The following is a 25,539-nucleotide window of genomic DNA, read 5'->3' as shown; positions in this document are numbered from 1 at the left end:
GGCTCATGGTGCGAGGACCGGTGGAAGGGGTCGGCACGCGGCCGCCGCGGCGACGGCCTGGTTCATCCACGCGTCCTGCTTGTCTGGCGGGAGGTGGACCAGCAGGTCGTGGGCTGGGGTGTCCTCGGGCCTCGACACGGTGCCGGTGATCCGGTCGGTGAGGGTCGCGGCGATGTCTCGGCTGGCGTCGAGATCGGTCCAGGCGGCCAGCTCGCTGCGGGCGCAGTCCTCATCAAGGGTAGGGACGACGGCTTGCGCGACGAGCTCGACCGCGCGGGACCGGTTGATCAGTCCCGTGGGGTCGGGGCTCCATTCGGCGGTCCGGTCGCGGGAGGTGTCCCAGATGGCGGCGGGCGCGCCGGGTTCCCCGGGAGCCACCGGTGCGCCCGCCTCGACGAGCTCGGCCGGGAGGAAGTCGAGCCCGGCCCCGCTCCGGCGCACGTCAGCGAAGGCGGCCGCGATGGTTGCCAGGTTCTCGCGGGTGGCGGAGTAGCCGCAGACGCGCGCGGAGTCGTGCTCGGCGCACTGCAGCGGGCGCATGGCCGCGGCGGTGGACATCCACTGCTGGCCGCGGGCGACCTGCGGCACGAGCACGCCCGCGGCGGCCGCCGACGCGAGCAGCGCTGCGGCAGCGACGATCCCGACCCGAGGTCGGGTCGAGGGGTGTCGCGACCCGGCCACCATCACGAGCAGGCCGGCGGCCGCGAGCAGCCAGACCGCGGCGCTGAGCATCCGTGCCCCGTGTTGGACGACGTCGTCGTCCCAGCGTTGCTGGATCACCGGGTAGAGCCGTCCCCAGGTGCGTTCAGCGTCGGGCAGGTACACCGGGATGAGCGCCCCGTAGAGCAGCACACCGGTCCCGACGACCGCGGCCCACCGGGGTAGCCACGCCCCGAGAAGAGCACCGACCCCAACCTGAAGCGCCAGCAGCGCAAGAGTCAGGACGACGACGCCCCACGACGGCGAGCCACCACTGCCGGACGCCAAGAACGTGCGGACCGTGGCGGCCGCGAGAACGAGCAGGCACGCCGCTGCGGCCAGCACCCACACCGGCAGGACAGCCCGAGCCAGCACCGCCGGCCCGGAGCGCAGGCCCGTCTGCTCGAGCACGGCCACGCCCCGTGACTGCGACCGGCCCACCATGAGGGCCGCGACGATGCCGCTGATGATGCCGATGACGATCGACCCGTAGAGGTGCGCGAAGAGGGTCGTGTCGTTCCACTGGCCCACCCAGTACGGTGAGCCCGTCAGCGCGTAGGCAACGCCCGCCAGCGCGAGTGCCAGGGCCGGCCACCGCGCCGGGGTGGTGCGCAGCTCGGGCAGCAGCCAGTGCCCTGGCCGGCGCGCCGCCAGCTGCGCGGGAGGTGCCGCCGGGGTGCGGGTCGAGGCGCTCATCGGCCGTTCGCGGCCAGCACCCGCAGGTAGGCCTGCTCGAGCCCCGGACCGTCGACGGCGAGCAGGCCGTCAGCGCCGGGGCCACTGTGGTTTCCCGCGGGTCCGGCTGAGGGCCGTGTCCGGGTGATGAGCCCGGCCAGGGTGTCCTCGGCGACGACGCGGCCCTGCTGCAGGACGACGACGCGCTGGCACACGGCAGCGATGTCCTCGGCCAGGTGGGAGCTGATGATCGTGGTGGTGCCGGGATCCAAGGACCGGACGATGTCGCGGAACGCGGCGCGCTGCTCGATATCGAGCCCGTTCGAGGGCTCGTCCAGAACCAGGACGCGCGGCCGGTGCACCACCGCGCAGGCGATCCCGACCCGTTGCAGCATCCCGCCGGATAGGTCCTTGATACGGCGGTCGGCCAGCGCGGTGAGGCCGACCAGGGACAGGGCCTGCTCGACCGCGGTCGGTGTCTCGGCCGTCGGCAGCCGCCGCAGCCACGCGGCGTACTCCAGGAACTCACGGACCCGGAACGCGGGAAAGGCCTCGAAGCGCTGCGGAAGCACACCGAGCGACTGCCGCAGCTGGGTCCGGGGGCCACGGCTGTCGACCGGCACCCCGGACAGGCGCACTTCGCCCCCGCTCGGGCGGACCATTCCCGTCAGCACGCCCATCAGCGTCGACTTCCCGGCCCCGTTGTGGCCCAGCAGCCCGGTGACGCCCGGGCCGAACGAGACCGACACCTCCTCGAGGGCCGTCGCGCGCCCGTACCTCACGGTCACACCATGCAGTCCCACCACGGACGGCGCGGCCGCATCCGGTTCCTTGACATCCAGCATCCGTGCTCCCCTGTGAGCCACCGCCCCCTGCAGGCGGCGCGTGAACGGTACCGCAGCCCGAGGCGGCTGCACTCTCACACCGGATCTGGGCGACGACACGCGGCCCCCGGCGCAAAGACCGCAGCTTCGGTCGCTACTTCATCACCAGTGATGTCAGCGACGTCAAACAGGACAGCGGCCCAAGGTCCGGCTCGGCGTAGGACGGAACGGCCAGGTCCTCGATCTGCGGTGCGAACACGATCGAGGAGCGGATCTGCGGCCAGGACGCAGCCAACGTCCGAACACGCGGAAGAGCCTCAAGCTCGATCACCGCGCGGATCGGACTGCACGCGCAGCTCCTCGAGCGTCGGCGCCAGCGAATACACCGGCGACAAGTCGGTGACCGACCTCGCCAGCAGGTCCAGCTTCCGAATCGGCAAGCCCTCGATGAAGTCAATCGGCTGCTCACGGAAACCGCGCGCATAGTTCAGCACCAGCCCGTCGGCACGTACGCTCTCCAACGCTTCTCGAGCGGCCCGGGACCAGTCACCCGTCACCACCAGATCCACGCCCTTGTCGCGAGGCTCCATCAAACGCGACCGCGCAGCAGGTCGCCGCAATCGAGCAGGAGGTCGTCGCCGCGACTTCACTTCGACCCCCCCACTGGCTGGTGTCGTTCGCGCTGCTCGCGGCGACGGCGTCGGACTAGGCCAGGCCCTGCTTTTCGGCCGCATCCTGCGCAGCCGTCCGCTGCGTGGGCACTGCCGTCGGCTCACCTGGTTCGCTGCCGCGCACCCGCGTGCTCTCGGTTTGCCGAATCCGCGACGCGGTCGCCACCAGCCAGATCATCGCCACCAGCAGCGCGATGTAGGCCAGTTGGGTCGGCATGGAATCGGTGGGGGTGAAGCCGTCGAGGCCGATCATCCAACCAGCCACCACGAAGGCCAGCCCGGACAGGCCCAGCACGTAGCCAATGGTTCGGGCGAGACGCCGAGTCACGACGATCAGGATGCCGAGGAGCGCGAGGGAGATCCCGAGCATCAGCTCCTGGTAGCTGGTGGTGCCGATCTCCAGCCATCTGAGCGCCTCAGCTGCCGCGAACCGACTCGGCTTGGCGGCGGGAGCGGCGCTAACCCAGGTGTCCACCGCGAACTTGTTAGCAACACCGTCCGTCGCGAAGACCACCGCGGACAGCACGAGTGCGACCGCCGCTGCGACTGCGCCGAAGAACCCGAGCCAGTGCAGCCGCTCGCGGTTCCCGGCGAGGACGCGAAAGAGCGCGAGGAGCCCGCCGAGCAAGAGTGCCATCCCGAAGAATTGCAACAGATGGACGACGGTCCAGTCATTGCTGGCGGCGAAGCTGGCGAAGGTTGCGGCTGTGGTGTCGCCGCCGCCAGGATGCAGGACGGTTACCACCACAGTCACAAGAGCGACGCCGATGGCGGTTGTGGCCGCCGCGAACCGAACAGTCCTAGGTCTCATCACGTGAGTGCTCCTCCCCGGCGGTGCCCACGCCTGACGCGGCGGTCTGGCTCGGCCGGTTCGACGTCGGCACGCTGCTCGGGGAGCGGTTGCGGGGTCGCCGACGGTGTCCGCCAAGTTCTCGCCAGCAGCCAGATGCCCGCCGCGAAAATGCAGGCCTGCCCGAACTGCGTCGGAACGGAACCCTGCATCGCGAAGCCGTCAGTCCCGAGGATCCAGCCGGAAGCAACAGAGGCGATGCCCGCGACTCCCAGCAGATAGCCGACCGGCCGTGTGATCCGTCGCGTGACAATGATCAGCACGGCCAGAAGCACCATCGCGACACCGAGCACGATGCCCTGGTAGCTGCTCAGGGCCTCCTCCAGCGCACGCACTGCTTCCGCCGCCGCGAAACGACCCGGCTTGAGCGGGGCTGGAGTGGCCACCCAGGCATCGACGGCGCGCTTGAGCACGACCCCGTCGACGGCGTACCGAGCAGCAGTCAGACCGAGCGCAACGCCGGTGCACACCAGCCCCACTTGGGCGGACAGCTCGATCGCCGGCCGGCCGTCTCGAAAGAGCGAGAACAAGAGGTAGACCCCGAGGACCATCGCGGCGAACCCCGCAAAGATCCCAAGGTGGACCGCGATCCACGAGGAGCTGGCCGCGTACTGCGCGAAGACGGCGCGATGGCTGTTGGGATCGGCGGTGCCTGCATGGAACAGCGACACGACGAAGAAAATCAGGAATCCGCTGATGAGCAGGACGGCCGCCAGCCTGAGCAGCGCCCGATCCCCCGACGACGGCCTGGGCTGGTTCGGCGACGCAGCCGCTCCGGACATCGCCATGGCGCCGAACTCGGGACAGCTCGTCATCTCGAGCGCCGGGCCGCTTGGGCTGTTCTTGTCGTCCACGAGAGCCCTCCTGCCCCCCGTCGTTCGAGCGACCTACTTCGTCCCTCAGAGGCACTCTGCAAGGCGGTGTCGTTGGTCAGCACGCTCTGACTCGCCATGTCCGCATGGGAGCTCCGACGCCACCGCCAGTCCCAGAGTCAACCGCCGCCCGGGCCCTCGTGATCACCCTTGGCGGGCGATCTGAACCGCTCCGGCCGCGCTGTCATCGGCACCGCCGCTCGCGGCAGGTGAGTGCGTCTACGCCAACCCGGTCTGCATCGCATCTGCGCCGGCGATGATGGTGCCGCTTCCGGACAGCGCTGCTCAGCTCGGAACTACCGTGCCGGGCCGCCCAGGCCACTCACTGAAGAGGTCGCCGTCAGGGCCCTCGGTCCGGCCCACTGGTCGGCAGCCCCTTGACGGGAGAGCGCGTCGACTCCGGTGTTGGCCCGCCCAGCAGGCCCAGCGCGCGCTCGCGGCCGCGGGCGCGAAGTTCCAGGCAGGGGACCTCCCCGTCGCCGAAGCGCTCCTGGACTTGGCCGGCGACTGGCTGCCGACGAGCTGAGCCGCGCCAGAGCCCAGCGTCTTCGCGCACGGATCTCTTTCGACCTCTGACGTGGCCGAGACGCACCACGGTTGCGCGACCTGGCCCGCGACACCCATCTCGGGGATCCGATCACGCAGGGAGCTGGCGGACGCGCTGTCTGCTTCGCGCCTGGCCGGGGTGTGAGGCAGCCGGCCTAGCGAGCCGCGGCGGGAGCGGTGGCGGGGTCGCTGGGATGCGGGGTCAGCGCCACGGTGTCGATGGCCAGCCAACCGGCAGCTGTCATCGGCAGTGAGTCGAGGAGGGCGGCGAGCTCCTCGGTGTCGGCCGCCTGCCACAGGCCGAGGGCACGACCCGGCTCGGGCAGGCGCCACAACCGCCGCAGCTTGCCTTGGTCCGCGAGCTGGCTGGCGCGCCTCGCCTCGCCGGTAGTCACCGCGTCGATGTCGGATGCGTTCGGGGGCACGTGGACCGTGAACGTCGTGAGGAACTCGTTCGATTCAGGATCGCGCGGCTGGACACCGGCTCCCGGGTCGTTCGGGTGCAGGTCGAGGGGCGTCACCTCGTCGGTGCGCCACTTGCGCAGCGGCATCGAGGACAGGATGCGTTCCAGGTCCGTCTCGTGCGTCGCCGCGAAGAGGCCGAGGGTGCGCCACTCGCCGGGAGCCAGCGGCGGCCGCCACAGCCGCAGCACATTGCCCTGCTCGGCGAGCCGGGCAGTGTTGGCGGCCTCTCTGCTTCGGACCTCGGCGACTTCTGCGTCGCCGACGCCGTCCGGCACGTGGGTGGTCATCGTGACGAGGTATTCGGTCTGTCCCATGTCAACCTCCGGTAGGTGTTCGAGGGGTGCGACCTCAACGGTGGGCCACGAGCGGCGCCGGTGGCATCCCCGTGGGTCCCCGGCCACCCATCACCAGTGCCCTTTCCCTGGGGGCAGGCGCGCGGCGTGCGCGAGGGGCGTTGCTGGCGGCGTCTGGGGCGCCTTCGCCAGTGGGAGGGCGAGGAAGTCGGCGGGTGGGCGGTAGTCCGGACAGGGCACGCTGCCCTCGCCGCGTGGTTCTGTCCCTGCCGGGCAGCGATTGTCGGCCTTGACCGGACGCCTGTCGCGAACGGACGCAGGGATCGTCGTTCTGGCCCCGGCAGGCAGTCGCGTGTCCCAGCCACCGAGCCCGGGGGCAGACGCATCGAGCGATGCACACGTCCTAGATCGAGTCGGCAGCCTGCCGGACGATATCGAGTACGTTCTTCGGCTCCGACAGCATCGCGACGTGGCTGGAGTCGAGTTCGAAGGCCTTGGCTCCCATGCGTTTCGCTGAGTCACGCTCGAGCTGAGGCGGCACCGTCTGGTCGTTCTTGCTGATGATCGCCCAGCTCGGCTTCGTCCTCCAGGCGATGCCGTCGACCTTCTGCATGAAGAGATCCGGGACTGGAGGCATTGCGGTCGCCCACACGATCTGCTGCTCCTCCTCGGTCAGATCCCCGGCAAAGAACGGCACGCCGGTCTTCTTCAGCCAGAGCCGGTCTTCGGCAACCTCGACGTGCTGGAGAACCGGCGTGCCGGGGTACTTGTCTAGCTGGCTCTGCGACGTCTCAGTCTCGTCCGGGCCGAGCGCGGCGATGTAGACGAGCCCGCGGACGCGCTCGTCGACGCCGGCGTGCGTGATGAGCGTCCCGCCGTACGAGTGGCCGACAAGCAGGACGGGGCCGGACGCGCGCGCGACATTGCGCCTGACATTGGCGACATCGTTAGCAAGGCTGTCCAGGGCGTGCTGGGACGCCAGGCATTCATAGCCCTCGTTCTGAAGCGGGCCCATCACCTTTCGGAAACACGAGCCATCGGCCCACAGACCATGCGCGAACACGATGCTTGCTTTGCTAGCCATACGAAACCCTCCAAACGGACTTGTACCAAACGCCCACATCTCGACAATCAGCCCGATCAAGAGGCGGGCCACCCGCACAACTACCTCATCACCGCCCCGCGGACGCATCACCCGGAGCGGATGATGTCCCGCGAGGGCCGACGGCGTGAGCCTGGCATCACCTCGAAGCTGGCAACTCCTCTGCCCGCTGACCAAGCGCGAACCGGTCGCACAAGAATGCAGTGCGGCAACCGTGACAGGCGCCTGGCCGTCGCGCGAGCTGCATCCTTGCTGACGTCATGTAGTGATAGTTCTTCGACGTCCGGATCTCGGCAGGACCGCGCGGAAAGCGGATACTTGTTTCATTGACGCAGGACCGGTGCCTGCGCAGGCTCGGTTCAGGTGCCCGGGCTCGTCGCTCGAAATAGCGGCTGCCCACGCTTGGTCGTGTGGCTCTCTCATGGGTTGCGCCGCCCGGGCACCGCCGGGCAGGAGAGGCTCAAGAAGGGATTGCTGTGCTCGAAGTAGCGGTGCCCTCCACGCCCAACCATCGACAGGTTCGAGGCAACGGAGGACACGGTGAACGAAGACGTTTCGCGGGTCGTGATCGGCATGGACCCGCACAAACGCAGCGTCACGATCGAGGTGATGACCGCCGACGAGACGGTCCTCGATGGTGGCCGGTTCGACACGACCGTCGAGGGCTACCAAGCGATGCTCGAGCACGTGGCCGCCTGGCCGGACCGGGTGTGGGCGATCGAGGGCTGTGAGGGGATCGGGCGGCACATCGCGCATCGGCTGATCGCGGACGGGCAGGACGTGGTCGACGTGCCGGCCAAGCTGTCGGCGCGAGCAAGGGTGTTCGCGACCGGGCAGGGCCGTAAGACCGATGCGACCGACGCGCACTCGGTCGCGCTGGTCGGAACGAGGATGGCGGGGCTGCGCCCGGTCGTCACGGATGCGCAGCTCGAGGTGCTGCAGCTGCTGGTGGACCGGCGCCGCTCAATCGGGGAGGAGCACACCCGCAAGGTCAGCCAGCTGCACCGAATCCTGTTGGAACTGCTGCCCGGTGGCGCGAAGAAGCACCTCTCCGCAGCCCAAGCGAAGACCCTCCTGGCTGGGGTTCGGCCGCGGGACGCGGTCGGCAAGACCCGCAAACGCGTCGCCGCGGAGCTGGTCGCGGACTTGGAGCGGATCTATGCCCGGAAGAAGGCCGCGGACAAGGAGCTGAAGGAGCTCGTCGCCGAGACAGGGACCTCGCTGCTCGGGCTGCACGGCATCGGACCGTCCGGTGCGGCGCGGTTGTTGGTCGAGGTGGGGGACCTGTCCCGGTTCCCGGACCGCAACCACTTCGCGTCCTGGACCGGGACCGCCCCGATCGACGCGTCCTCCGGGGACCACATCCGCCACCGGCTGTCCCGGGGCGGGAACCGGCAGATCAACCGGGTGCTGCAAATCATGGCCACCGTGCAGCTGCGCACCCCGACGGAGGGCCGCGCCTACTTCGACCGGAAGAAGGCCGCCGGGAAGAGCTCGATGGAGGCGATGCGCTGCCTCAAACGGCGGCTGTCCGACCTGGTGTTCCGGACGATGCTCGGCGACTACGTAGCCGGCCGGATCACCACAGTGACGGGCCCGGGAGGGCACCGGGGCAACGGCTCTGACTCCAGCGCGACCGGCTCACAACCCCACACCGGCTCTTCGGACAAGCCACTTCCCGGACCCGTCGCCACCCAGCGTAGAACGCCCCTGCCGACCGCGTCTTGACACAGAAGGGAGCCATGACAGGAAGAATGCTTTACATGCCGTGCATCGGGCCGGCCCGAGCGCCAGAGCCAAGAGCTCCTCGCGCCCTGCGTCGAATGGCTGCGCGTTCCGATTGCGGCCTGACTGCTTTCCAGAACTCGGTCGGATTGCGTCACTTGGCTCACAAAGACGGCAGGCCCGGACTAAAGTTCGTCGTCCCACAGGTCCGGGGTGGGGAGCTCGAATGCGCCTCCGCAAAATGATGTTTGTTCGGAACAACAACCGTGCTGGGCGCGTGGCCTCGGCGCCTGGGGAGGGCGGGGTCCTTGCTGGCGCGCTGGCAATGCTGCTGGGTCGCCGGTGCGCGATCGCGCACGTCGGTCGGGGGGGGGCGACCCGCCCTCCACAGCTCGGGAGTAATGGACGTGGGCCTCTGGTGAGGCCTCTTCCTCAGGAAGGGTGTCATGGCCGTCCGCCGCCCGCGAGGCTTGCCGGCTCGGTCGGACAACGTCGAGGTGCGCTGCTCACCCCTTCGGCTCGGTCTGACGTGAGTCCTGCCGGTACGTGTAAGCGGCGGCCCGAACCCCCTCGTCGCTCTCCAGACCTGCCCCGAGAGCTCCGCCCAGTGTCGCGAGAGAGCTGGTGAGCCACGCCAGCTTCATGTAGTCGTTGACTCCCACGGCATGCCCGATGCCTTGCTGGAGCAGCTGTGCAGGCACCAGAACCGGCGAGGTCAGCAGTGCGAGCACGAGAAGCGCGGCGTACAGGAAGAACACACCCAGAACGACCGTTGCGGTGGTGGCCAGGTTGAAGAGGGTCACCTGCTTCCGATCGACCGAATCCGACGGGCGTTCCCACAGCCCAGCCCCGGCGATCAGTGCGATCGTGATCCCCGCGACAGACCCCACCGCGATCGCCCACAGTCGGACCCAGTCGAGCGTGGCGCTCAACCGCCAGATGTCGGGGGTGATGAGGGCGAACACCCCCGTTGCCAGAGCGGCGGTCAGCGCTCTCGAGAGTCTGATCGCAAGTCTCCACGGTTGGTTGGCCCGAATCATTCCGATGAGTAGTCGCACGTTCCCGCTGAGGACTCTCGCGGTGAACATCACGCTGCCGTCCCTCTCCGGCTGATGGCCCCTTCCGAGCTCCTTGGCGCGGCGTCCGAGACCGACAGCGCGGCCCGAGAGGGCCTCGTCCTCCGTGTCGCCGAGCAAGGTACGCACGAGCCCGACGACCGTGTCACGGGTGCGCCTACGCAGTCCGATGGCGCCGAGCGCCGGGATGCAGACGACGGCCACGCCGTGCAGTGGGCTCGCATAGGCCACCACCGGGCGCCGGTGAGCCTTCAGCGGCAGATCGGTCAGGCAGACGACCAGATCCCAGCCTTCCTTCAAGAGCCGGTCCCGAGCCGCAGCGACGAGGGCGGCGTCGTCCGAAGGTGGATGCACGAGTGCGTCGACCACCGTTGGCACGCGCCACTGGACGGTGGGCAGGTGCAGACTTATCTCCGCGTACAGGTCGTCGGCGAGGAACGATGCAATGTCGGTGGTCGAACCCGGAGCCGAGATGAGCCCGATCGCCACCTCATCCATGCTCATGAGTAAGCGGTCAGGCTACGCCGATGGTCTCGGCCTTCTTGGGTCATGGTGCGAGTGTCGGATCACTGCGGGCCGAGAGGCAAGGGCCAGGGTCACGACGGTCAGCGTCTCCTCGACCGCGGGACGGACCACGATGTACGCCCTGTCGAACTACGTCGACGGGCCCGGGTGCCGGCATCAGCCCTGTCCGGGCGGACGCCGGCACCACGTCGGAGGCTCACCGGACGCTCGGGGCCACGCGCATCGAGGACGTGCTGGAACGCGCGGAGGCTGCCGCCGCCGCTGATGGGTTGGGCTGGGGCACCGGGTCGCACTGCCGGTCCGAGCGGCGACCCGGTCGTCGCTCGGGCAGCGAGCCCGTGGCGAGGTAGGCCGCGACCGTGTTGTCGGTGCAGGCCACGCCCGAGAGCGAGCCCGCGTGCGTCGTCCCGCCCACGCCCTCGACGAGCACCGACCGAGGGAAGCGCGACCGCACCTCGAGGCTGCCCGCATACGGCGTGGCGGCGTCGTAGGTCTCGTCGATCAGCAGGATGGGTGGTACCTCCCGTCCGGACACGGTGACGGGCTCGTCGGCCGTCTCGCCCGTCCAGGTGCGGCACGGCGCGTTGAACCAGGCGTTGTTCCACGTCAGGAACGGCGCCTTGTCGTAGACCCGCCAGTTGTCGCGCTCCCAGACCGCCCAGCTGTGCGGCCATGGCGCGTCGGTGCACCCTGTCGCGAGGTACACCGCATACCCGTTGTCGGCTCCCGGCCCCTGGGGGTTGGCGCTGTCCCAGAGTGCCTTGATGCCGCGGTAGTCGCCGCGCTTCACGGCTGCGGAGAAGGCGGTGGCGATGTCGGTCCAACCGTAGACGTAGTAGCCGGCGTTCACGAACACGTCGTTCCACTCGTCCGGTCCGATGGTCCCGCCGGCCTGCGGGTGCGCGCGCAGGTAGCTGAGGATGCGGTAGTAGGTGCGTTCCACGGCCTGGCCGTCGTTGCCGAGACCGTAGACGGCGTCGTGCTTGGCGACCCAGTCGAAGTAGATGCCCATGTTCCGGTCGAAGGCGTAGTCCTGGTCGAGGTTGGCCTGGTACCACACGCGACGTGGGTCGACGTTGCTGTCGAGGACGAAGCGCCGCACCCGGTCAGGGTGCATCGTCGCGTAGACCTGGCCGAGGTAGGTGCCGTAGGAGAAGCCGTAGAAGTTGATCCTCTTCTGTCCCAGAGCGATCCGGATGCTCTCCATGTCCGCGACGTTGTCCGTGGTCTTCATGTGGTCGAGCAGCGACCCACCGGCCCTGGTGCACGCCTTCGCGTAGTCCCTCGTCCGGGTCAGCCACGCGTTCTCCAGCCCGTGCGTCACCGGCACGTAGTACGGCCGGTCGTAGCTGGTGTAGCTGCCGTTGCAGGACAGCGCCGGCACGCTCGAACCGACCCCGCGCGGGTCGAAGCCGATCCAGTCGTACGCCTTGCCGGCGTTGTGCGGTACGAACCCCTGGAGCACCGAGAGGACCAGGCCCGAGCCCCCGGGCCCGCCGGGGTTGACGAGCATCACGCCTTGGTATGCCGACTGCGGGGTCGTGTGCCGCAGCCGGGAGACTGCCAGGTGGATCAGCGCGCCGTGCGGGTGCTCGTAGTCCAAGGGCACCGTGACCATGCCGCACTGCGCGCCGTAGCGCACGAGCGTCGGGTCGGAGCACGCCCCCCAGTGGATCGGTGGCGGGACGTAGGGCTTGGCCGAGCCGTCGGCGGTGGTGGTGGCAGCGCCGGAGACGGCCTGCGCGGGCACGGACACGACGGCGGCACCGACGGCCAGAGCGGCGGCGGCGATGACGGTGATGAGTCGTTTCATGCTGGTTCCCCTATGAGCGACCTGCGGCGTCGAAGGCGCCACATTTCAATGTGGCACCGTCGCGAGCGGGGCGGAGCGGGTTCGGGCAGCCAGCGCGAGACAGTTCGTGGTGCCAGTCCGCCATGTCGCGACAAATGAGGGCCGTGCCTTCCGATCCGGCTGTGGACAACGGCCGGGGCTGCGCCCGCCGCGTGTCTAGCGTCGGCTCATGGACAGGGGACGTGGTGCAGAGAGCGTCGGCCGGGCGTGGTGGCCATGAGCCGCGAGGTGGTGGATGCCCCCGCAGTGGCCGCTGCCGGGGCGCGGCTGCGTGACTGCGGCGAACGGGTGCCTCGACCGCCCACGACAGCGGTCGGCCTGGCGGCTGGTGGCCAGCTGTCGGTGGGCTCTGAGGTGTCGCGGTTCGACGCGGTGTGGGGTGACGGGCTCTCAGCAGTGCGCACCGAGCTTGGTCTGCTGGCCTCCGCCCTGCAGCAGGCCTCGTGGGCACGGCAGCGCCTCGAACGCGTGAGTGCGCAGCTGCTGTCCCGTGCCTTGTCGACCAGCGCTGCGGAAGGGCGCTGATGGGGCGGTTCGAGGCCATCGGGGACGACCCGCGCGTCGTCGAGGCACAGGCGCAGCTGTGGCGCCGACTCGCCCAACGGATGGGCGAGGTCGGCCGGGAGGTGGAGACCCAGGTCCGCGCGGTCGCGACGGCGTGGCCGGAGGGCGGTGCGTCGGTGCTCGCGGTCCGGGATGCGCGCCGGTGCAGCGACGACGCCCGGGAGGCGGCGCACGTCTACGCCCGAGCGGCGACGCTCCTGGCCGGGCTGGTCGAGCCGTTGACACGGTGGCGTCGGCAGGTGGCACAGCTCGACGAGGTGTGGCAGGTGCTCTCGCACGCGGAAGAGCAGGTCCGGGCCGCGGCACGGGCCGACCTCGCAGACCCCCACTCTCAGGCGCGGATCCTGGAGGTGCGTCGGCAGCTGCACTTGGCGCAGGCACGCACCGGTCACCCGGACACCGCGTCGGTGGAGGCCGCATACGCCCGGTTGCGCCGGCATGCCGAGGAGCAGGTCGACCTCGTGGGACGCGGCCTGGATGGGTTGGTCATGCAGGGCGCTGCCGAGGTGCACGGGGCAGGCGCCGGGCCGGGCGGCGTGTCGCGGTTCCGGGCCGAGCTGGCGCTGCTGTCCGGCGGCACGCGGTCGCAGGGTGTGCTGGCGCCGGAGGTGGGCCTGCTCGTGGACGCCGGGATCCTGCCGTCCGAGGCCGCAGGGTGGGACGCGGCGTCGTTCGCTGCCTACGTTCAGGCCAACCCGCGCGTGGCGGCCCAGCTGGTCGCGCGCCGCCCCCAGGCCGGCGCCGACACCGGCGGTCTCCAGGGACCCTTCGTCCTGGCCGGCTCCGGCCCTGGGGCTACGGGACCCATGCCGTTGGTCTCGTTCGAGACGTTCCTGGCCACCCTGGGTCCCACGTCGGCGCCCACCCTGGCCGCCGCAGGGGACCCGGGGTGGCCGCGCCGCCTCGCGGTCCGCGGGGGGTTCGACGCCCTGAGTCCCTCTGAACAGCAGGTGGCGGCGTTGCTGTGGCCCGGCGTGGTCGGCAACCTCTCCGGTGCGCCCTTCGGGGTCCGCGCCACCGCGAACCACGTCCGCATCGTGGCCGCGGTGTCGGAGCAGGAGCGTCGCAACGCCGCCCTGGGCCGCGATGCGTGGGATGCGGTCGGCGAGGTCCATGGGCCCGGGCCGGTCTACCGCTGGGACCAGCTCGAGCGCGACCGGGCGCACCTGGCGCAGCTGCGCACCTTGGCGGCCGATCCGTCCCGGCAGATCCTGTGGTTCGACAACGCCGACGACGGCTCGGTCGTCGAGCTGCAGGGGGCGCTGACCGTGGCGACGGTCGGGGTCGGGGTGTTCGTGCCCGGAACGACCGCCGAGCTGGGCGGCCACGAAACCAACGCCCGGCGGTCCCGGTCCTGGGTGGATGCTTCGGGCGGTCGGGTGGCGATGGTGACGTGGATGGGTGGCGACCTGCCCGACGGCATCGTCACCGACGCTCCCTTCCACGACTACGCCGACCGGCTCGCGCCCCGGCTCGCGTCATTCAGCCACGACCTGCGCCAGGAGATCGACCAGTCACCCGCGGCCCGCAACCAGGTGCCTCGCGCGGACGGACGCCGGGTGGGCCCGGCCGTCACGGTGATCGGGCACTCCTACGGCGGGGCCGTGGTCGGCACGAGCGAGCAGTACGGCCTCGACGCCGACAACCTCATCCACGTCGAGTCCGCGGGCGCCGGTCACGCCGTCGCCGGCATCGGTGACCTGAGCCCCGGCCGGTGCGACGTGCGGCGTTACACGATCACGGCCGCCAACGACCCCATCCAGCTGACCCAGGGCCTGCGGGTCGAGCCGATGCAGGGCGTGCCGAGCCAGCTGTCGCGGCTGGTCCAGAGTTGGCCGCTCGAGCAGCTGCAGGCCCTCGGGCACGGCGCCGACCCGGTCGCCCTGGACCGCGTGGAGCGCCTGGCCGGCGACCACGCCGCCGACGGACACCTGCTCGAGCCGTGGGAGGCCCACAGCGGTGTGCTGGATCCGGGTGCGGAGGGCTGGCTCAACATCCACCGGGTGCTGGCCGGCCTGCCGCCGGCGAGGCAAGAGGGCTCCGGCGTCGGCGCTCTTCCCGTCAGTCCATTCCTGCACTGATTGCGGCACTGATTCCGACACTGATTCCGACACTGACGAGGCCGCTTCGACGTCGGTCGGGGGAGACGTCGTCGTCAGCGGCTCTGTTCGGGCGTGGAGCGCGGCGCAGGCCCCGTCGTGGGGACGAGGCGGACCGCGGCGTGGACCAGGCGCGTCCCGGCCGGGAGGTCCTGCGGTCTGCGGTCCCCGAGGCGGTAGGGCCGCAGCAGCTCCTGGATGCGGTCGTGAAGCTCCTTCAGTTCCTCGGCATCTGCCGCAAGGGTGCTGTTGGAGATCAGTGAGGCCTCGTGCCACTCGTTCCCCTCCTGCGCCGACTGGTCCACCCACGCCAGCACGTGTTCGTCGGAGGAGGCCAGCTGCACCCGAGCGAGCGCCATGTCGATGCTCTGCATCGTCTGCGGATCGGTGTCGTCGGACACCTTGGAGCGCCACGAGGTCACCACCGCCCGCCACAGCCGCTCCCTGCCGTCGGTGCGTTCCTCGTCGTGCGCCTCCGCGACGAACCCGTAGCGCTGGAGCAGCCGCAGGTGGTAGCTGCAGGCGCTCGGCGACATGCCGACCTCTTGGGCGCACTCGGTCGCGGTGGCGGGTCCGTAGACGGTGAGCCGCTCGAGGATCTTCGCGCGGCCGGCGTGGGCGAGGGCCCGCAGGGCGCGCGGGTCGGAGATGACGGCCGACCGGTTCTCGGAGGGGACGTCGGGGACGGGTGCGGGCATGCGTCGATCATATTCGAAAGAAGTGCTTTACAACTCAGATGTGAAGCATTACCTTCACATCCATGGCATCGACGTCCCTCGCACAGATGCGGAAGGCAGCCGGCCTCGGTCGGGAGCGCGACTTCCGCAGGCTGTGGCTCGGCTACTCGGTCTCGGCCCTTGGGAGCGAGGTCACGGTCCTCGCCCTGCCCGTCACGGCCGCGGTCCTGCTCGGCGCCTCTGCGCTGCAGATGGGCGTCCTCACGGCGGCCGCGACGGTGCCCAACCTCGCCATCGGGCTGCTTGCCGGCGTCTGGGTCGACCGCCTGCCCCGCCGCCGCCCGCTCCTCGTCACGACCGACCTCGCCTCGGCGGCAGCGCTGATCAGCATCCCGCTGGCCTGGTGGTGGGGCGCACTCTCCATCACCCAGCTCGTGGTGGTCGAGCTGGCGGTCGGGTGCGCTCGCGTGCTCTTCCGGCCGGCATGCCAGTCCCACCTGCCCCAGGTGGTCGAGCGCGAGGACCTCACGAGAGCGAGTGGACACCTGCGCGCCTCCGACTCCGCGGCGATGCTGGCCGGCCCCGGGCTCGGCGGCCTGCTCGTCCAGGCCGTGTCGGCGCCCGTGGCGATCCTCCTCGACGCGGGGTCCTTCCTGGTGTCCGCGACGTGCATCCGATCACTTCGCAGGCCCGAGCGCCGCACGGAGCCCGCCTCGGCGGACCGGTCCCTGCGTCGCGAGCTGGGGGAGGGTCTCTCGGCCGTTCTGCGCAACCCGTCGCTGCGCGCCATCGCCGGCTCAGCCGCCAACCTCAACCTCTTCGGGATGCTGACGATGGCGCTCTTCGTCGCCTACGCCACCCGCGTGCTGGACCTCTCGGCCGGCATGGTCGGTGCGATCGTGATGACGGGCGGCGCGGGTGCGCTCGCCGGAGCCCTCGCGGCGCCCCGGATCGCCGCCGCGATCGGCGAGGGACGGGCCATCGTCGCCGCCACCGTCGTCTTCTCCTTCGCGCTCTTCGCCCTGCCCCTGGCGGGCGGCCCCCGCTGGCTCGAGCTCGGTGTCATCGGCGCCGGCGAGCTGGTGGGTGGCTTCGCGGTGATGGTCTTCGACGTCACGGCGGCAGGGCTGACGCTCCAGGTCGTGGTGCCAGAGCTGCTCGGCCGGGTGAGCTCGTGCAGTGCCTTTCTCACCCAGGGCGTCAAGCCCCTCGGCGCGCTGGCCGGTGGGGTTCTCGGCACCACCCTCGGGCTGCACGAAGCCCTGTGGATCGCCGCTGCAGGTGCCACCACCACGATGGTGTGGACCTTCCTGTCCCCCCTGCGACGCCGCGACGCGGCACCGCAGACCTCCTCCCACGGAAACGAGAACGCAGCGTGACCCTCTCGCCGGCCGAACCGATCTCTGCCTCCCAGCCCGTCTTCACCACCGAGCGACTGACCGTGCGAGCGTGGACGGTCGAGGATGCTCCGACCCTCCTGGACGTCTACGGCCGTTGGGAGGTCGCCCGATGGCTCGGGGCCACGCCGCGCGCCCTCGAGAGCCTCGACGAGGCGAGACAGCTCGCCCGGGGCTGGGCCGAGCGCAGCCATCCCGACGACACCTACGGCATCTGGTCCATCGTTCTCACCGACTCGTCGACCCCGGTGGGCACCGTCCTGCTGGTCCCCATTCCCGGCGCCGTCGGCGGTGAGGTCGAGGTCGGCTGGCACCTGCACCCCGACCACTGGGGCCACGGCTACGCCACCGAGGCGGCGCGGGCGGCCATCGCCCGCGGGCTCGCTGCAGGGCTCGAGGAGGTCCTCGCCGTCGTCAGCCCCGACAACGCCGCTTCACTCGCCGTGTGCCGTCGCCTCGGCCTGCATCCGCGCGGCCGCTCCGACGCCTACTACGGCAGGTCGCTCGAGGTGTTCGCCACGCGCCCGCACGTGGGTGGCCGCTAGAGCGAGATCGCGCCGTCGACGTTGAGGACCTGCCCGGTCACGTAGGACGCCTCGTCCGAGCAGAGCCAGGTGATGACCGATGCGACCTCACAGGGCTCTCCGAGCCGCCGCATCGAGATCAACGCCTCGTATGCCGCCACCCGCTCCGCCCTGTCCTGGAGGCTCTCGCCACGGAGATTGCGCTCGAGCATCGGCGTCAGGATGGCACCGGGACGGACGGCGTTGATCCGCATGCCTTGCGCGGCGAACTCCTTCGCCGTGCTGATGGTCAGCGCCTCGAGGCCCAGCTTCGCGGCGGAGTAGCTGCCCGTTCCGGCCGCGAGGAGGGCGGCGTCCATCGACGAGACGTTGACGACGGCACCCCGCGCGGCTCCCGGCCCGGCGGGGTCGCCGGCGATCATGGCCGGGATCTCGTGGCGCATGCAGAGCCACGCGCTCGTCATAAGGGTGCGGATGGTGGCGTCGAAGTGCGACGGCGTCACCTCGACGCTGCTCCTCGCCGAGGGGTCGAGCGTCTCGGCGTTGCCGGCGTTGTTGACGGCGATGTCGAGGCGGCCGTGCTGCCGCACCACGGCATCGACCAGGCTCCGGACCTGCTCGTCGTCAGACACGTCAGCCTGCAGGTAGCTGACGAGGCCATCGGCTCCGATGTCCGCCACTGCGGCACGACCTCGTTCGGCGTTGCGCCCGCAGATGACGACGCGCGCGCCCGCGGTGGCGAGTTTGGCCGCGGTCGCGAGCCCGATGCCGCTGGTCCCGCCGGTGACGAGCGCCACCCGCCCGCTGAGGTCGATGGGGTAGGCCATGAGGCTCTCCGTTCGGTCACGCCGCAGGGGCGGTCGGGGAGTGAGTGAGCAGAGGCTAGCCCCTGCCCTCGGCGGCTGGCGGGCAACCGGGCCGAAGGCCGAGCCCTCGACCGCTGGTCTGCGAGCTACGCCGAGGAGGGCGAGCTGCAGCGGAGGAGGAGACTCTGACCAGGTGCAGAAGGGCCGGCCGACAGCCCCACCCGCGCAGGAAGGACGGGCATGGATCACGACAGCCCCAGGATCGAACGATTCGCTGCCTTCAGCGACAGCCCTGACCACGGAAACCCGGCCGGGGTCGTTCTCGACGCCGGTCGCATGACCCCGGCGCAGATGCAGCAGGTCGCTGCGGAGGTCGGGTACAGCGAGACGGCATTCGTCACCGGCACGGTTCACCGAGGAGTCGGGGACGGTCGAGGAGACCGCGACTCCACGGGCGTCATCCCGATCCGCTACTTCGCCCCCGAGGGAGAGGTCGACTTCTGTGGCCACGCCACCATCGCGACCGCAGTGGCTCTGTGCGAGTCGGTTGGTGAGGGCGGCTACACGCTGGGCACCCGCGTGGGCCCAGTCGCCGTCACCGGGCGTCGAGAGGGCGAGCGCACCATCGGCACGTTGCGCAGCCCTGCGGTCAGCTGCGTGCCGCTCGAGGCGCACCTGCTCGCCCAGCTGCTCGAGTCTCTGCACTGGTCGGAGCAGGACCTCGACCTGCGCTTCCCTCCGGCAATCGGCTTCGGCGGCAACCGCCACCCGGTCCTCGTCGCCCGCGACCTCGCCCGGCTCGAGAGCCTCGCCTACGACTTCCCGGAGCTGCAAAGCCTGAGCCGTGAACAGGGATGGATCACGGTGCACCTCACCGTGCCGACGGAAGCGGGCCGGTGGCGGGCCCGGGACCCCTTCCCGTGGGGAGGGGTGGTCGAGGACCCTGCGACCGGGGCCGCGGCAGCGGCCTTCGCGGGCTACCTCCGGCACCACGGCAGCGCGGGCCCGGGCGACCGGTTCGTCATCACGCAGGGTCTGGAGATGGGCCGGCCGAGCAGGATCGAGGTGGAGCTGCTCGAGGAGGCGGCGCTGGTGAGCGGCTCAGCGACACGCATACGACCGGACGGCGGGGACTGAGCAAAACGACCCGAGCTCAGAGGTGGCGCCCCCGCACCCAGTCCTCGAGCGTGCCGCCGGCGCTGTCCTGCATCACCAGCGCCCACACGAGCACGGCCGCCGCGAACTGGCCGACCGGTGCTGTAGCGGCCACCTCGTCACGCAGTGCGGCGAAGCTTGCGCCGTCCTCGGGTCGGCGGAATCGCAGCCGAGGCGACTCGAGGACCGCGGCCCGGGCAGCTCTGGGGACCTCCTCGACCGTCGTCGGGTGCGCCCGTGCCACGGACTGCCGGGCGCGGATGTCGCGGACGCGGAGCACCCCACCCGCCGTCAAGCCGACGGCGGCGGCTGCCAGCACGACAACGGAGCCGAACGCCAGGTTCGGACCGCGTGGGTGCCAGCGCACGGCCACGGCCGCGGCGGCGCCGGCAAGGACGAGACCGACGCCGAAGGGCCAGGCGAGCCGCCACCACACCGCGTCGCGCCGGAGTCGCTCCTGCTCGTAGAAGCGTGCCGCCCACTCGCGTACGGCGAAAACAGGAAAGTGGTTGCGCGACTGCGGCCACCGTTCGGCCGACGTGCCGGGCGCTGCCGAACCGTTGCGGCGCGCCCCTCGTTCCTCGCGCAACGCGTACCCCTGTCTGTGTTCCTGTTGTTCCTCGCTGCCAGCCTAGTGACGTGGCGCGCGTGGTCCGGACGCACACGCCCGGCCCCCGCCGTTCCCACCCGGTCTCCGCCGTCAGTCGCGCCTTCCCGCGAGCGTCGCGGCACACGGGCCCGGTGGGTATGGTGCGAAGCATCCCCGACTTCGCAGGAGGACCGTATGAGCCTCGACCGACCGGTCGCCCCCCACCCCTACGACCTGCTTCCGCCGGTTCCCTCGTTCTCCGTGACGAGCGGCGACGTCACGGACGGGGCCCCGCTCAAGGACGACCAGGTGGCCGACAAGGGCAACACGTCCCCCCAGCTGTCATGGAGCGGTGCGCCCGAGGGCACGCAGAGCTACGTCGTGACGTGCTTCGACCCCGACGCGCCCACCCCCTCCGGCTACTGGCACTGGGCGCTCGTCGACCTGCCCGCGGACGTCACCTCGCTCGCCACCGGGGCTGCCTCGGGGGACCTGCCCGGCAAGGCCTTTCACGTGCGCAACGACGCCGGCGAGCAGGGGTTCACGGGTGCGGCGCCGCCCGAGGGGGACATGCCGCACCGCTACTTCTTCGTCGTCCACGCAGTCTCGGAGCCGAGCCTCGGCGTCGACGACTCGGCGTCCCCGGCGGTCGTGTCGTTCAACCTGGCGTTCAAGACCCTCGGCCGTGCCATCATCCACGGCACCTACCAGCACTGACCTACCTGACCTCACGGTTTCCCGGGTGCCCTGTGGTGGTGCCCGGGTCCAGGAAAAGGCACCGAGAGCCCGCACCGGCAGATGCCGGTGCGGGCTCTCGGGTGTCAGGCTCGGCCGCCGGCGATCAGGCGCTGATGAGCTCGCTGGACTCGAGGTGCTCGCGCAGCTCGGCGAGCACGCGGCGCAGCAGCCGGCTGACCTGCATGGCACTCAGACCCATGGCCTCCGCGATCTCGGCCTGCGTCATGTCGTGCTCGAAGCGCAGCTCGACGATCTTCTGGTCGCGAGGAGGCAGGCGCTTGATCGCCGTGCGGACCACGATGTCGTCGTCGAGGCCGGGGTCGGACTGGTGCTCGGCACGGGCGTCCACGAGGTCGAGAACCGGTCGACCACCTTCCGTGGTCGTCGCGTCGAGGGAGGCGGGACGAAGGTTTGTCGAGGCCACCTGCGCCTCCTTGACCTCCTCGAGCGTCAGCCCGAGGGCTTCGGCGAGGTCGTTCTGGTCCGGCTCGTGGCCGAGCTGCTGCTCCAGCCGGGTGCGGGTCTCGGTGACCAGCTGGCGGCGCTCCTGCAGCCCGCGCGGCGGGCGGACGAGCCACCCGTGGTCGCGGAAGTGGCGTCGCAGCTCGCCGGTGATCGTGGGGGTTGCGTAGGCGCCGAACTCGGTCGCCTGCTCGAGGTCGAAACGCTGAATCGCCTTGAGCAGCGCGAGAAATGCCACCTGCTCGAGGTCTTCGCGGTCGAGCCCCTTGCCGGCGTAGCGGTGCGCGAGTGAGCGCGCCAGAGGCATGTGCAGCCGGGTCGCTGTCTCCAGTGCCTGCGACCGCTCGGTCTCGGAGTCCGAGGTGCGGAAGGTCGAGATGAGCTCACGGGTGCGGGCGTCCTTGCGGGGACCGCGCGAGAAGTCGGTCATGTCTGCTCCATCCAAGATGTATCCGTGGCGGCGCCTTCTTGACCGACAGGCGTAACCCTAGACAAAGCATCAACATTGCACAAGCCCTCGACACGTCTCCGGGGCGTGGATGGCGAGTGAACAGGCCCGCCCCACCTGGCGACCCGGACACGGCTTCGCCGGCATGCCGGTCGCCCCCCGCTGTGCGAGGGTGGGCGCATGCGTGTGGCGTTGATGGTGACCTGCCTCAACGACGCGATGTTCCCCGACGCAGGCAAGGCCGTCGTGCGGCTGCTGCGTCGGCTCGGCGTCGACGTCGACTTCCCCGAGGCCCAGACCTGTTGCGGCCAGCCGATGGTCAACACCGGCTACCTCGACGAGGCCGTCCCGGTGGTGCGCACCTTCGTGCGCGCCTTCGAGGGCTATGACGCCATCGTCACGCCGTCCGGTTCGTGCGCCGGGTCCGCCCGCCACCAGCACTCGATCGTCGCCAGGCGGTCCGGTGACACAGGGCTCGCGACGGCCGTGGCCGAGATCTCGCCCAGGGTCTACGAGCTCACGGAGTTCCTCGTCGACGTGCTCGGCGTCGAGGACGTCGGGGCCTCCTTCCCGCACTCGGTCACCTACCACCCGACGTGCCACTCGCTGCGCATGCTCGGTGTCGGCGACCGTCCGGAACGGCTGCTCCGGGCCGTCCGCGGCCTGCGGCTGCTCGACCTGCCCCGCGCCGAGGAGTGTTGCGGCTTCGGCGGCACCTTCGCGGTGAAGAACGCCGACACGTCGGTGGCCATGGGGGCCGACAAGGCCCGCCACGTCAGGGAGTCGGGGGCCGAGGTCCTCGTCGCCGGCGACAGCTCCTGCCTCATGCACATCGGCGGTCTGCTGACCCGGCAGCGGGCGGGAGTGCGCGTCATGCACCTGGCCGAGGTGCTCGCATCGACCGATGTCCCGGCCCAGACGGAGGTCTCGTCATGAGTCGCACATTCGTCGGTATGCCGCCGTTCCCCACTGCCGCTCGAGCAGCCCTCGCCGACACGCAGCTGCGCAGCAACCTTGCCCACGCCACCACCACCATCCGCGCCAAGCGGGCCGCCGTCGTCGCCGAGGTCGACGACTGGGAGAGCCTGCGGCTGCGAGCCGCCGCCATCAAGGACGACGTGCTGCTGCACCTCGACGAGCACCTCGTGCGGCTCGAGGAGTCACTGACGGCGCAGGGAGCGGTCGTGCACTGGGCGCGTACGGCCGAGGAGGCGTCTGCGGTCGTGGCCCAAGTGGCCCGTACCCACGGGGTCGACGAGGTGGTCAAGGTCAAGTCGATGGCCACCCAGGAGGTCGAGCTCAACGAATACCTTGCGGCGCAAGGGATCTCGGCATGGGAGACCGACCTCGCCGAGCTCATCGTGCAGCTCGGCGACGACCTGCCCAGCCACATCCTGGTCCCTGCCATCCACCGGAACCGCGCCGAGATCCGCGCGATCTTCGAGCGCGAGATGGCCCGCGTCGGCCGCCCCGCGCCCGCCGACCTGACCGACGAGCCCGCCCGGCTCGCCGAGGCGGCCCGCCTGCACCTGCGCGAGAAGTTCTTGCGCGCCAAGGTCGGCGTCAGTGGCGCAAACTTCGCCGTTGCCGACTCGGGCACCCTCGTGGTGGTTGAGTCCGAGGGCAACGGCCGCATGTGCCTGACCCTGCCCGAGGTCCTCGTCTCGGTCGTCGGCATCGAGAAGGTCGTGCCCACGTGGGACGACCTCGACGTCTTCCTCACCCTCCTGCCCCGCTCGTCCACGGGCGAGCGGATGAACCCCTACACGTCCACGTGGTCCGGGGTGACGCAAGGCGACGGCCCGCAGGAGGTGCACGTGGTGCTCCTCGACAACGGCCGCACCCGCGCGCTCGCCGACGAGGTGGGCCGCCAGGCCCTGCGCTGCATCCGCTGCTCCGCCTGCCTCAACGTCTGTCCCGTCTACGAGCGCACCGGCGGGCACGCGTACGGCTCCGTCTATCCCGGGCCGATCGGCGCGATCCTCAACCCGCTGCTGCGCGGGGTCGGCCACGACGAGCAGATCGACTCGCTGCCCTATGCCTCGTCGCTGTGCGGCGCCTGCTTCGAGGCGTGCCCGGTGCGCATCGACATCCCCAGCGTGCTCGTCGACCTGCGCGCGCAGGTCGTCGACGCGCACCGCTCCGGCGTGCCCAAGCCGGAGGCGCTCGCGATGCGCGCAGCAGCCGCCGCCTTCGGGACGGGTGGCCGGCTGGGCGCCGTGGAGCGGGCATCAGGTCTGGCCGGCCGCGCCCTCGAGGCGATGGCACGGCTGACCGGTGGCGGCCGCCAGGCCGGCGGCCGCCGACTCCTCGGGAGGCTGCCCGGTCCCGGCGCCGCGTGGACCGAGGCGCGCGACCTGCCCGCCCCGCCCGTGGAGTCCTTCCGGGCCTGGTGGAAGCGGACCTCGGGAGGCACGAAGTGAGCGCGCGCGACGAGATCCTGGCGGCCGTCCGCGACGCCGTCGCGACGGCGCGCCGGCCCGTGGAGGTGCCCGCACTCGAGCGCCCCGAGCGTGCGGGCGACGTCGACCTGTTCGCCGAGCGGGTCGCCGACTACCACGCCACGGTCGTGCGTTGCGGCGCCGGCGAGGTCGAGCGCGCGATCGTTGCGGCGCTGCCCGCGGAGGGCTCCGTCGTCGTCCCCGACGGGTTGCCGTATGCCGTCCCCGGCGCAGTCCGCGACGACGGGCTGCCGGCCGTCGAGCTAGACCGGGTGGCAGCCGTGGTGACGACCTCGACGGTCGCCATCGCGACCACCGGGACCATCGTCCTGTCGCACGGCCCGGGGGAGGGGAGGCGTGCCCTGACCCTCGTGCCCGACCTCCACGTCTGCGTCGTGCGGGCCGACCAGGTCGTCGACGACGTCCCCGCCGCGGTCCGGCGGCTCGATCCCGGCCGCCCGACGACGTGGGTCAGCGGGCCGTCCGCGACGAGCGACATCGAGCTCGACCGGGTCGAGGGCGTCCACGGTCCGCGCACCCTCCACGTCATCCTCGTCGGCTGACGGGGGGCAGGCGCGTCCCGCCGGTGGCCTCAGGTGATGCGAGTCAGCTTGTAGTGCAGCCGGACTGCGGTGGCGGACCACATGCGCAGCTCGTGGTCGGTGCGCAGCACCCCCCACCGGTCCACGTAGACGTGGAAGCGCTCGTGGATCGGCGCGCGTGCGGCGTGGTTCCGCTGTGGGCCCGTCACGACGACGTAGGCCCCGTCCTGGCCGAAGTCGCCCTGTGGCGAGTCGAGCCGCAGCGAGCCGTCGGGCAGCGCCGTGGGGCGAAGGAACACCTGGACGTTGCCCGCCTCCAGCGGGAAGGTCACGTGCACGCTCGCCCGGTCAGCGCCCGGCAGCTCCCGGCTCATGTAGCAGCCGCTGTAGACGTACTCGCCCGTCGATCGCAGCGAGCGGATCCAGCCGGCGGCCCGCTGGGCACCGGTGTCGTCGGTGATCACGGCCACCCGGCTGTCCATCCCGTACGCGACGTCGAGAGGACGCGTCGGCAGGGCCAGCTGCTGCACGCGACGGCCGAAGAGGCGGGACACGAGCTCGCCCCCGGGCTGGAAGGCCGCCGCCCACTGCGTCCACACCTCCATGCGCCATCGGGAGGTGTGCTCGTAGAAGTCCCGGACGTGAGGGTGCAGGGCGTCGGCGCGGAAACCGGGCCCGTCGAGCACGCCGAGGTCGGGGAGCAGCCCGGCGTCCTCGACGTCGTCGCGCGCCTCCCCGCCCCACCGGGTCGCGGCACTCGTCAGCCACGCGTCGCCGATGACGGCACCGTCGTGCACGGGCGCATCGAGCCACGCGTGCTCACCGGCGAGGTCGACGCGTCGTCCGGTGGCGCGCCAGAAGGTGCGGGAGACCCGGTCGAGGTGCGGCATGAGGGAGCTCACGGGCGAAGCGTGCCAGACCG

General features: G+C 70.9%; 25 protein-coding genes. 10 read left to right on the top strand and 15 right to left on the bottom strand.

Annotated elements, in window-relative coordinates; translation table 11 throughout:
* Positions 1-3 precede the first annotated feature (3 nt).
* The 8 genes from LQK93_RS05755 to LQK93_RS05720 all read right to left on the bottom strand — a co-directional run bounded on the left by LQK93_RS05755 (position 4) and on the right by LQK93_RS05720 (position 6,979).
* Positions 4-1,395, bottom strand: coding sequence for a hypothetical protein (locus LQK93_RS05755; protein WP_374970594.1), 1,392 nt, complete (start codon positions 1,393-1,395; stop codon positions 4-6).
* Positions 1,392-2,156, bottom strand: coding sequence for an ABC transporter ATP-binding protein (locus LQK93_RS05750; RefSeq protein ID WP_374970593.1), 765 nt, complete (start codon positions 2,154-2,156; stop codon positions 1,392-1,394). The genes LQK93_RS05755 and LQK93_RS05750 overlap by 4 nt, the downstream gene beginning before the upstream one ends.
* Positions 2,157-2,352: 196 nt before the next feature.
* Positions 2,353-2,529 carry a hypothetical protein gene (locus tag LQK93_RS05745; RefSeq protein ID WP_374970592.1) on the bottom strand — a complete coding sequence of 59 codons (177 nt, stop codon included), beginning with the start codon at positions 2,527-2,529 and terminating at the stop codon, positions 2,353-2,355.
* Complete coding sequence (locus LQK93_RS05740; RefSeq protein WP_374970591.1) at positions 2,516-2,767, bottom strand: hypothetical protein; 252 nt, start codon at positions 2,765-2,767, stop codon at positions 2,516-2,518. The genes LQK93_RS05745 and LQK93_RS05740 overlap by 14 nt, the downstream gene beginning before the upstream one ends.
* 136 nt (positions 2,768-2,903) lie before the next feature.
* Positions 2,904-3,680, bottom strand: coding sequence for a hypothetical protein (locus tag LQK93_RS05735; protein ID WP_374970590.1), 777 nt, complete (start codon positions 3,678-3,680; stop codon positions 2,904-2,906).
* Positions 3,680-4,573 carry a hypothetical protein gene (locus LQK93_RS05730; RefSeq protein WP_374970589.1) on the bottom strand — a complete coding sequence of 298 codons (894 nt, stop codon included), beginning with the start codon at positions 4,571-4,573 and terminating at the stop codon, positions 3,680-3,682. Before LQK93_RS05730 ends, LQK93_RS05735 begins: the two co-directional genes overlap by 1 nt.
* Before the next feature lie 719 nt (positions 4,574-5,292).
* Positions 5,293-5,916 (bottom strand): muconolactone Delta-isomerase family protein, encoded by a 624-nt coding sequence (locus tag LQK93_RS05725; protein ID WP_374970588.1) that lies wholly within the window; start codon positions 5,914-5,916, stop codon positions 5,293-5,295.
* Between the two features lie 382 nt (positions 5,917-6,298).
* Positions 6,299-6,979, bottom strand: a complete 681-nt coding sequence (locus LQK93_RS05720; RefSeq protein ID WP_374970587.1) for an alpha/beta fold hydrolase — start codon at positions 6,977-6,979, stop codon at positions 6,299-6,301.
* Positions 6,980-7,537: 558 nt separating this feature from the next.
* On the opposite strand from LQK93_RS05720, the gene LQK93_RS05715 reads away from it, so the two are divergent.
* Positions 7,538-8,725, top strand: coding sequence for an IS110 family transposase (locus LQK93_RS05715; protein WP_374970586.1), 1,188 nt, complete (start codon positions 7,538-7,540; stop codon positions 8,723-8,725).
* Between the two features lie 503 nt (positions 8,726-9,228).
* On the opposite strand, the gene LQK93_RS05710 is transcribed toward LQK93_RS05715, so the two are convergent.
* Entirely contained in the window at positions 9,229-10,302 is a 1,074-nt protein-coding gene (locus tag LQK93_RS05710; protein ID WP_374970585.1) for a hypothetical protein, read from the bottom strand.
* Between the two features lie 217 nt (positions 10,303-10,519).
* On the bottom strand, positions 10,520-12,136 hold the full coding sequence (locus tag LQK93_RS05705) for an alpha/beta hydrolase (protein WP_374970584.1): 1,617 nt from the start codon (positions 12,134-12,136) through the stop codon (positions 10,520-10,522).
* Positions 12,137-12,391: 255 nt separating this feature from the next.
* On the opposite strand from LQK93_RS05705, the gene LQK93_RS05700 reads away from it, so the two are divergent.
* Positions 12,392-12,700, top strand: a complete 309-nt coding sequence (locus LQK93_RS05700; protein WP_374970583.1) for a hypothetical protein — start codon at positions 12,392-12,394, stop codon at positions 12,698-12,700.
* Positions 12,700-14,820 (top strand): alpha/beta hydrolase, encoded by a 2,121-nt coding sequence (locus LQK93_RS05695; protein ID WP_374970582.1) that lies wholly within the window; start codon positions 12,700-12,702, stop codon positions 14,818-14,820. The genes LQK93_RS05700 and LQK93_RS05695 overlap by 1 nt, the downstream gene beginning before the upstream one ends.
* Positions 14,821-14,894: 74 nt before the next feature.
* Here the strand turns inward: LQK93_RS05695 and LQK93_RS05690 are convergent, their stop codons facing one another.
* On the bottom strand, positions 14,895-15,536 hold the full coding sequence (locus LQK93_RS05690) for an ArsR/SmtB family transcription factor (protein WP_374970581.1): 642 nt from the start codon (positions 15,534-15,536) through the stop codon (positions 14,895-14,897).
* Positions 15,537-15,598: 62 nt separating this feature from the next.
* On the opposite strand from LQK93_RS05690, the gene LQK93_RS05685 reads away from it, so the two are divergent.
* Together LQK93_RS05685 and LQK93_RS05680 are read left to right on the top strand one after the other, a co-directional pair.
* Positions 15,599-16,894, top strand: coding sequence for an MFS transporter (locus LQK93_RS05685; protein ID WP_374970580.1), 1,296 nt, complete (start codon positions 15,599-15,601; stop codon positions 16,892-16,894).
* Entirely contained in the window at positions 16,891-17,457 is a 567-nt protein-coding gene (locus LQK93_RS05680) for a GNAT family N-acetyltransferase (protein ID WP_374970579.1), read from the top strand. Before LQK93_RS05685 ends, LQK93_RS05680 begins: the two co-directional genes overlap by 4 nt.
* On the opposite strand, the gene LQK93_RS05675 is transcribed toward LQK93_RS05680, so the two are convergent.
* The gene (locus LQK93_RS05675) at positions 17,454-18,263 is read right to left on the bottom strand and encodes an SDR family NAD(P)-dependent oxidoreductase (protein ID WP_374970578.1); all 810 of its coding nucleotides are present in this window, start codon (positions 18,261-18,263) and stop codon (positions 17,454-17,456) included. The two genes, LQK93_RS05680 and LQK93_RS05675, sit on opposite strands and share 4 nt — an antisense overlap.
* Before the next feature lie 219 nt (positions 18,264-18,482).
* On the opposite strand from LQK93_RS05675, the gene LQK93_RS05670 reads away from it, so the two are divergent.
* Complete coding sequence (locus LQK93_RS05670; RefSeq protein WP_374970577.1) at positions 18,483-19,379, top strand: PhzF family phenazine biosynthesis protein; 897 nt, start codon at positions 18,483-18,485, stop codon at positions 19,377-19,379.
* 16 nt (positions 19,380-19,395) lie between these two features.
* Here LQK93_RS05670 and LQK93_RS05665 read toward each other — a convergent pair whose 3' ends face one another.
* Positions 19,396-19,986 (bottom strand): hypothetical protein, encoded by a 591-nt coding sequence (locus LQK93_RS05665; protein ID WP_374970576.1) that lies wholly within the window; start codon positions 19,984-19,986, stop codon positions 19,396-19,398.
* A 195-nt stretch (positions 19,987-20,181) separates the two neighbouring features.
* Here LQK93_RS05665 and LQK93_RS05660 point away from each other — a divergent pair, with 195 nt between their 5' ends.
* The gene (locus LQK93_RS05660; RefSeq protein ID WP_374970575.1) at positions 20,182-20,703 is read left to right on the top strand and encodes a YbhB/YbcL family Raf kinase inhibitor-like protein; all 522 of its coding nucleotides are present in this window, start codon (positions 20,182-20,184) and stop codon (positions 20,701-20,703) included.
* Positions 20,704-20,827: 124 nt separating this feature from the next.
* On the opposite strand, the gene LQK93_RS05655 is transcribed toward LQK93_RS05660, so the two are convergent.
* Positions 20,828-21,616 (bottom strand): sigma-70 family RNA polymerase sigma factor, encoded by a 789-nt coding sequence (locus tag LQK93_RS05655; protein ID WP_374970574.1) that lies wholly within the window; start codon positions 21,614-21,616, stop codon positions 20,828-20,830.
* 198 nt (positions 21,617-21,814) lie between these two features.
* On the opposite strand from LQK93_RS05655, the gene LQK93_RS05650 reads away from it, so the two are divergent.
* The 3 genes from LQK93_RS05650 to LQK93_RS05640 are packed head-to-tail and all read left to right on the top strand — an operon-like array spanning position 21,815 to position 24,638.
* The gene (locus tag LQK93_RS05650) at positions 21,815-22,570 is read left to right on the top strand and encodes a (Fe-S)-binding protein (RefSeq protein WP_374970573.1); all 756 of its coding nucleotides are present in this window, start codon (positions 21,815-21,817) and stop codon (positions 22,568-22,570) included.
* Positions 22,567-24,057, top strand: a complete 1,491-nt coding sequence (locus LQK93_RS05645) for a lactate utilization protein B (protein WP_374970572.1) — start codon at positions 22,567-22,569, stop codon at positions 24,055-24,057. Before LQK93_RS05650 ends, LQK93_RS05645 begins: the two co-directional genes overlap by 4 nt.
* The gene (locus LQK93_RS05640) at positions 24,054-24,638 is read left to right on the top strand and encodes a lactate utilization protein C (protein ID WP_374970571.1); all 585 of its coding nucleotides are present in this window, start codon (positions 24,054-24,056) and stop codon (positions 24,636-24,638) included. Before LQK93_RS05645 ends, LQK93_RS05640 begins: the two co-directional genes overlap by 4 nt.
* Positions 24,639-24,667: 29 nt before the next feature.
* On the opposite strand, the gene LQK93_RS05635 is transcribed toward LQK93_RS05640, so the two are convergent.
* A complete protein-coding gene (locus tag LQK93_RS05635) occupies positions 24,668-25,519 on the bottom strand; it encodes a hypothetical protein (protein WP_374970570.1) in 852 nt (283 codons plus the stop codon).
* Positions 25,520-25,539: the final 20 nt, after the last annotated feature.

The organism is Terrabacter sp. BE26, assembly GCF_041941675.1.
GTDB lineage: Bacteria > Actinomycetota > Actinomycetes > Actinomycetales > Dermatophilaceae > Terrabacter.
The sequence above is the reverse complement of the archived record's forward strand: the minus strand, read 5'-3'. Positions and strand labels throughout refer to the sequence as shown.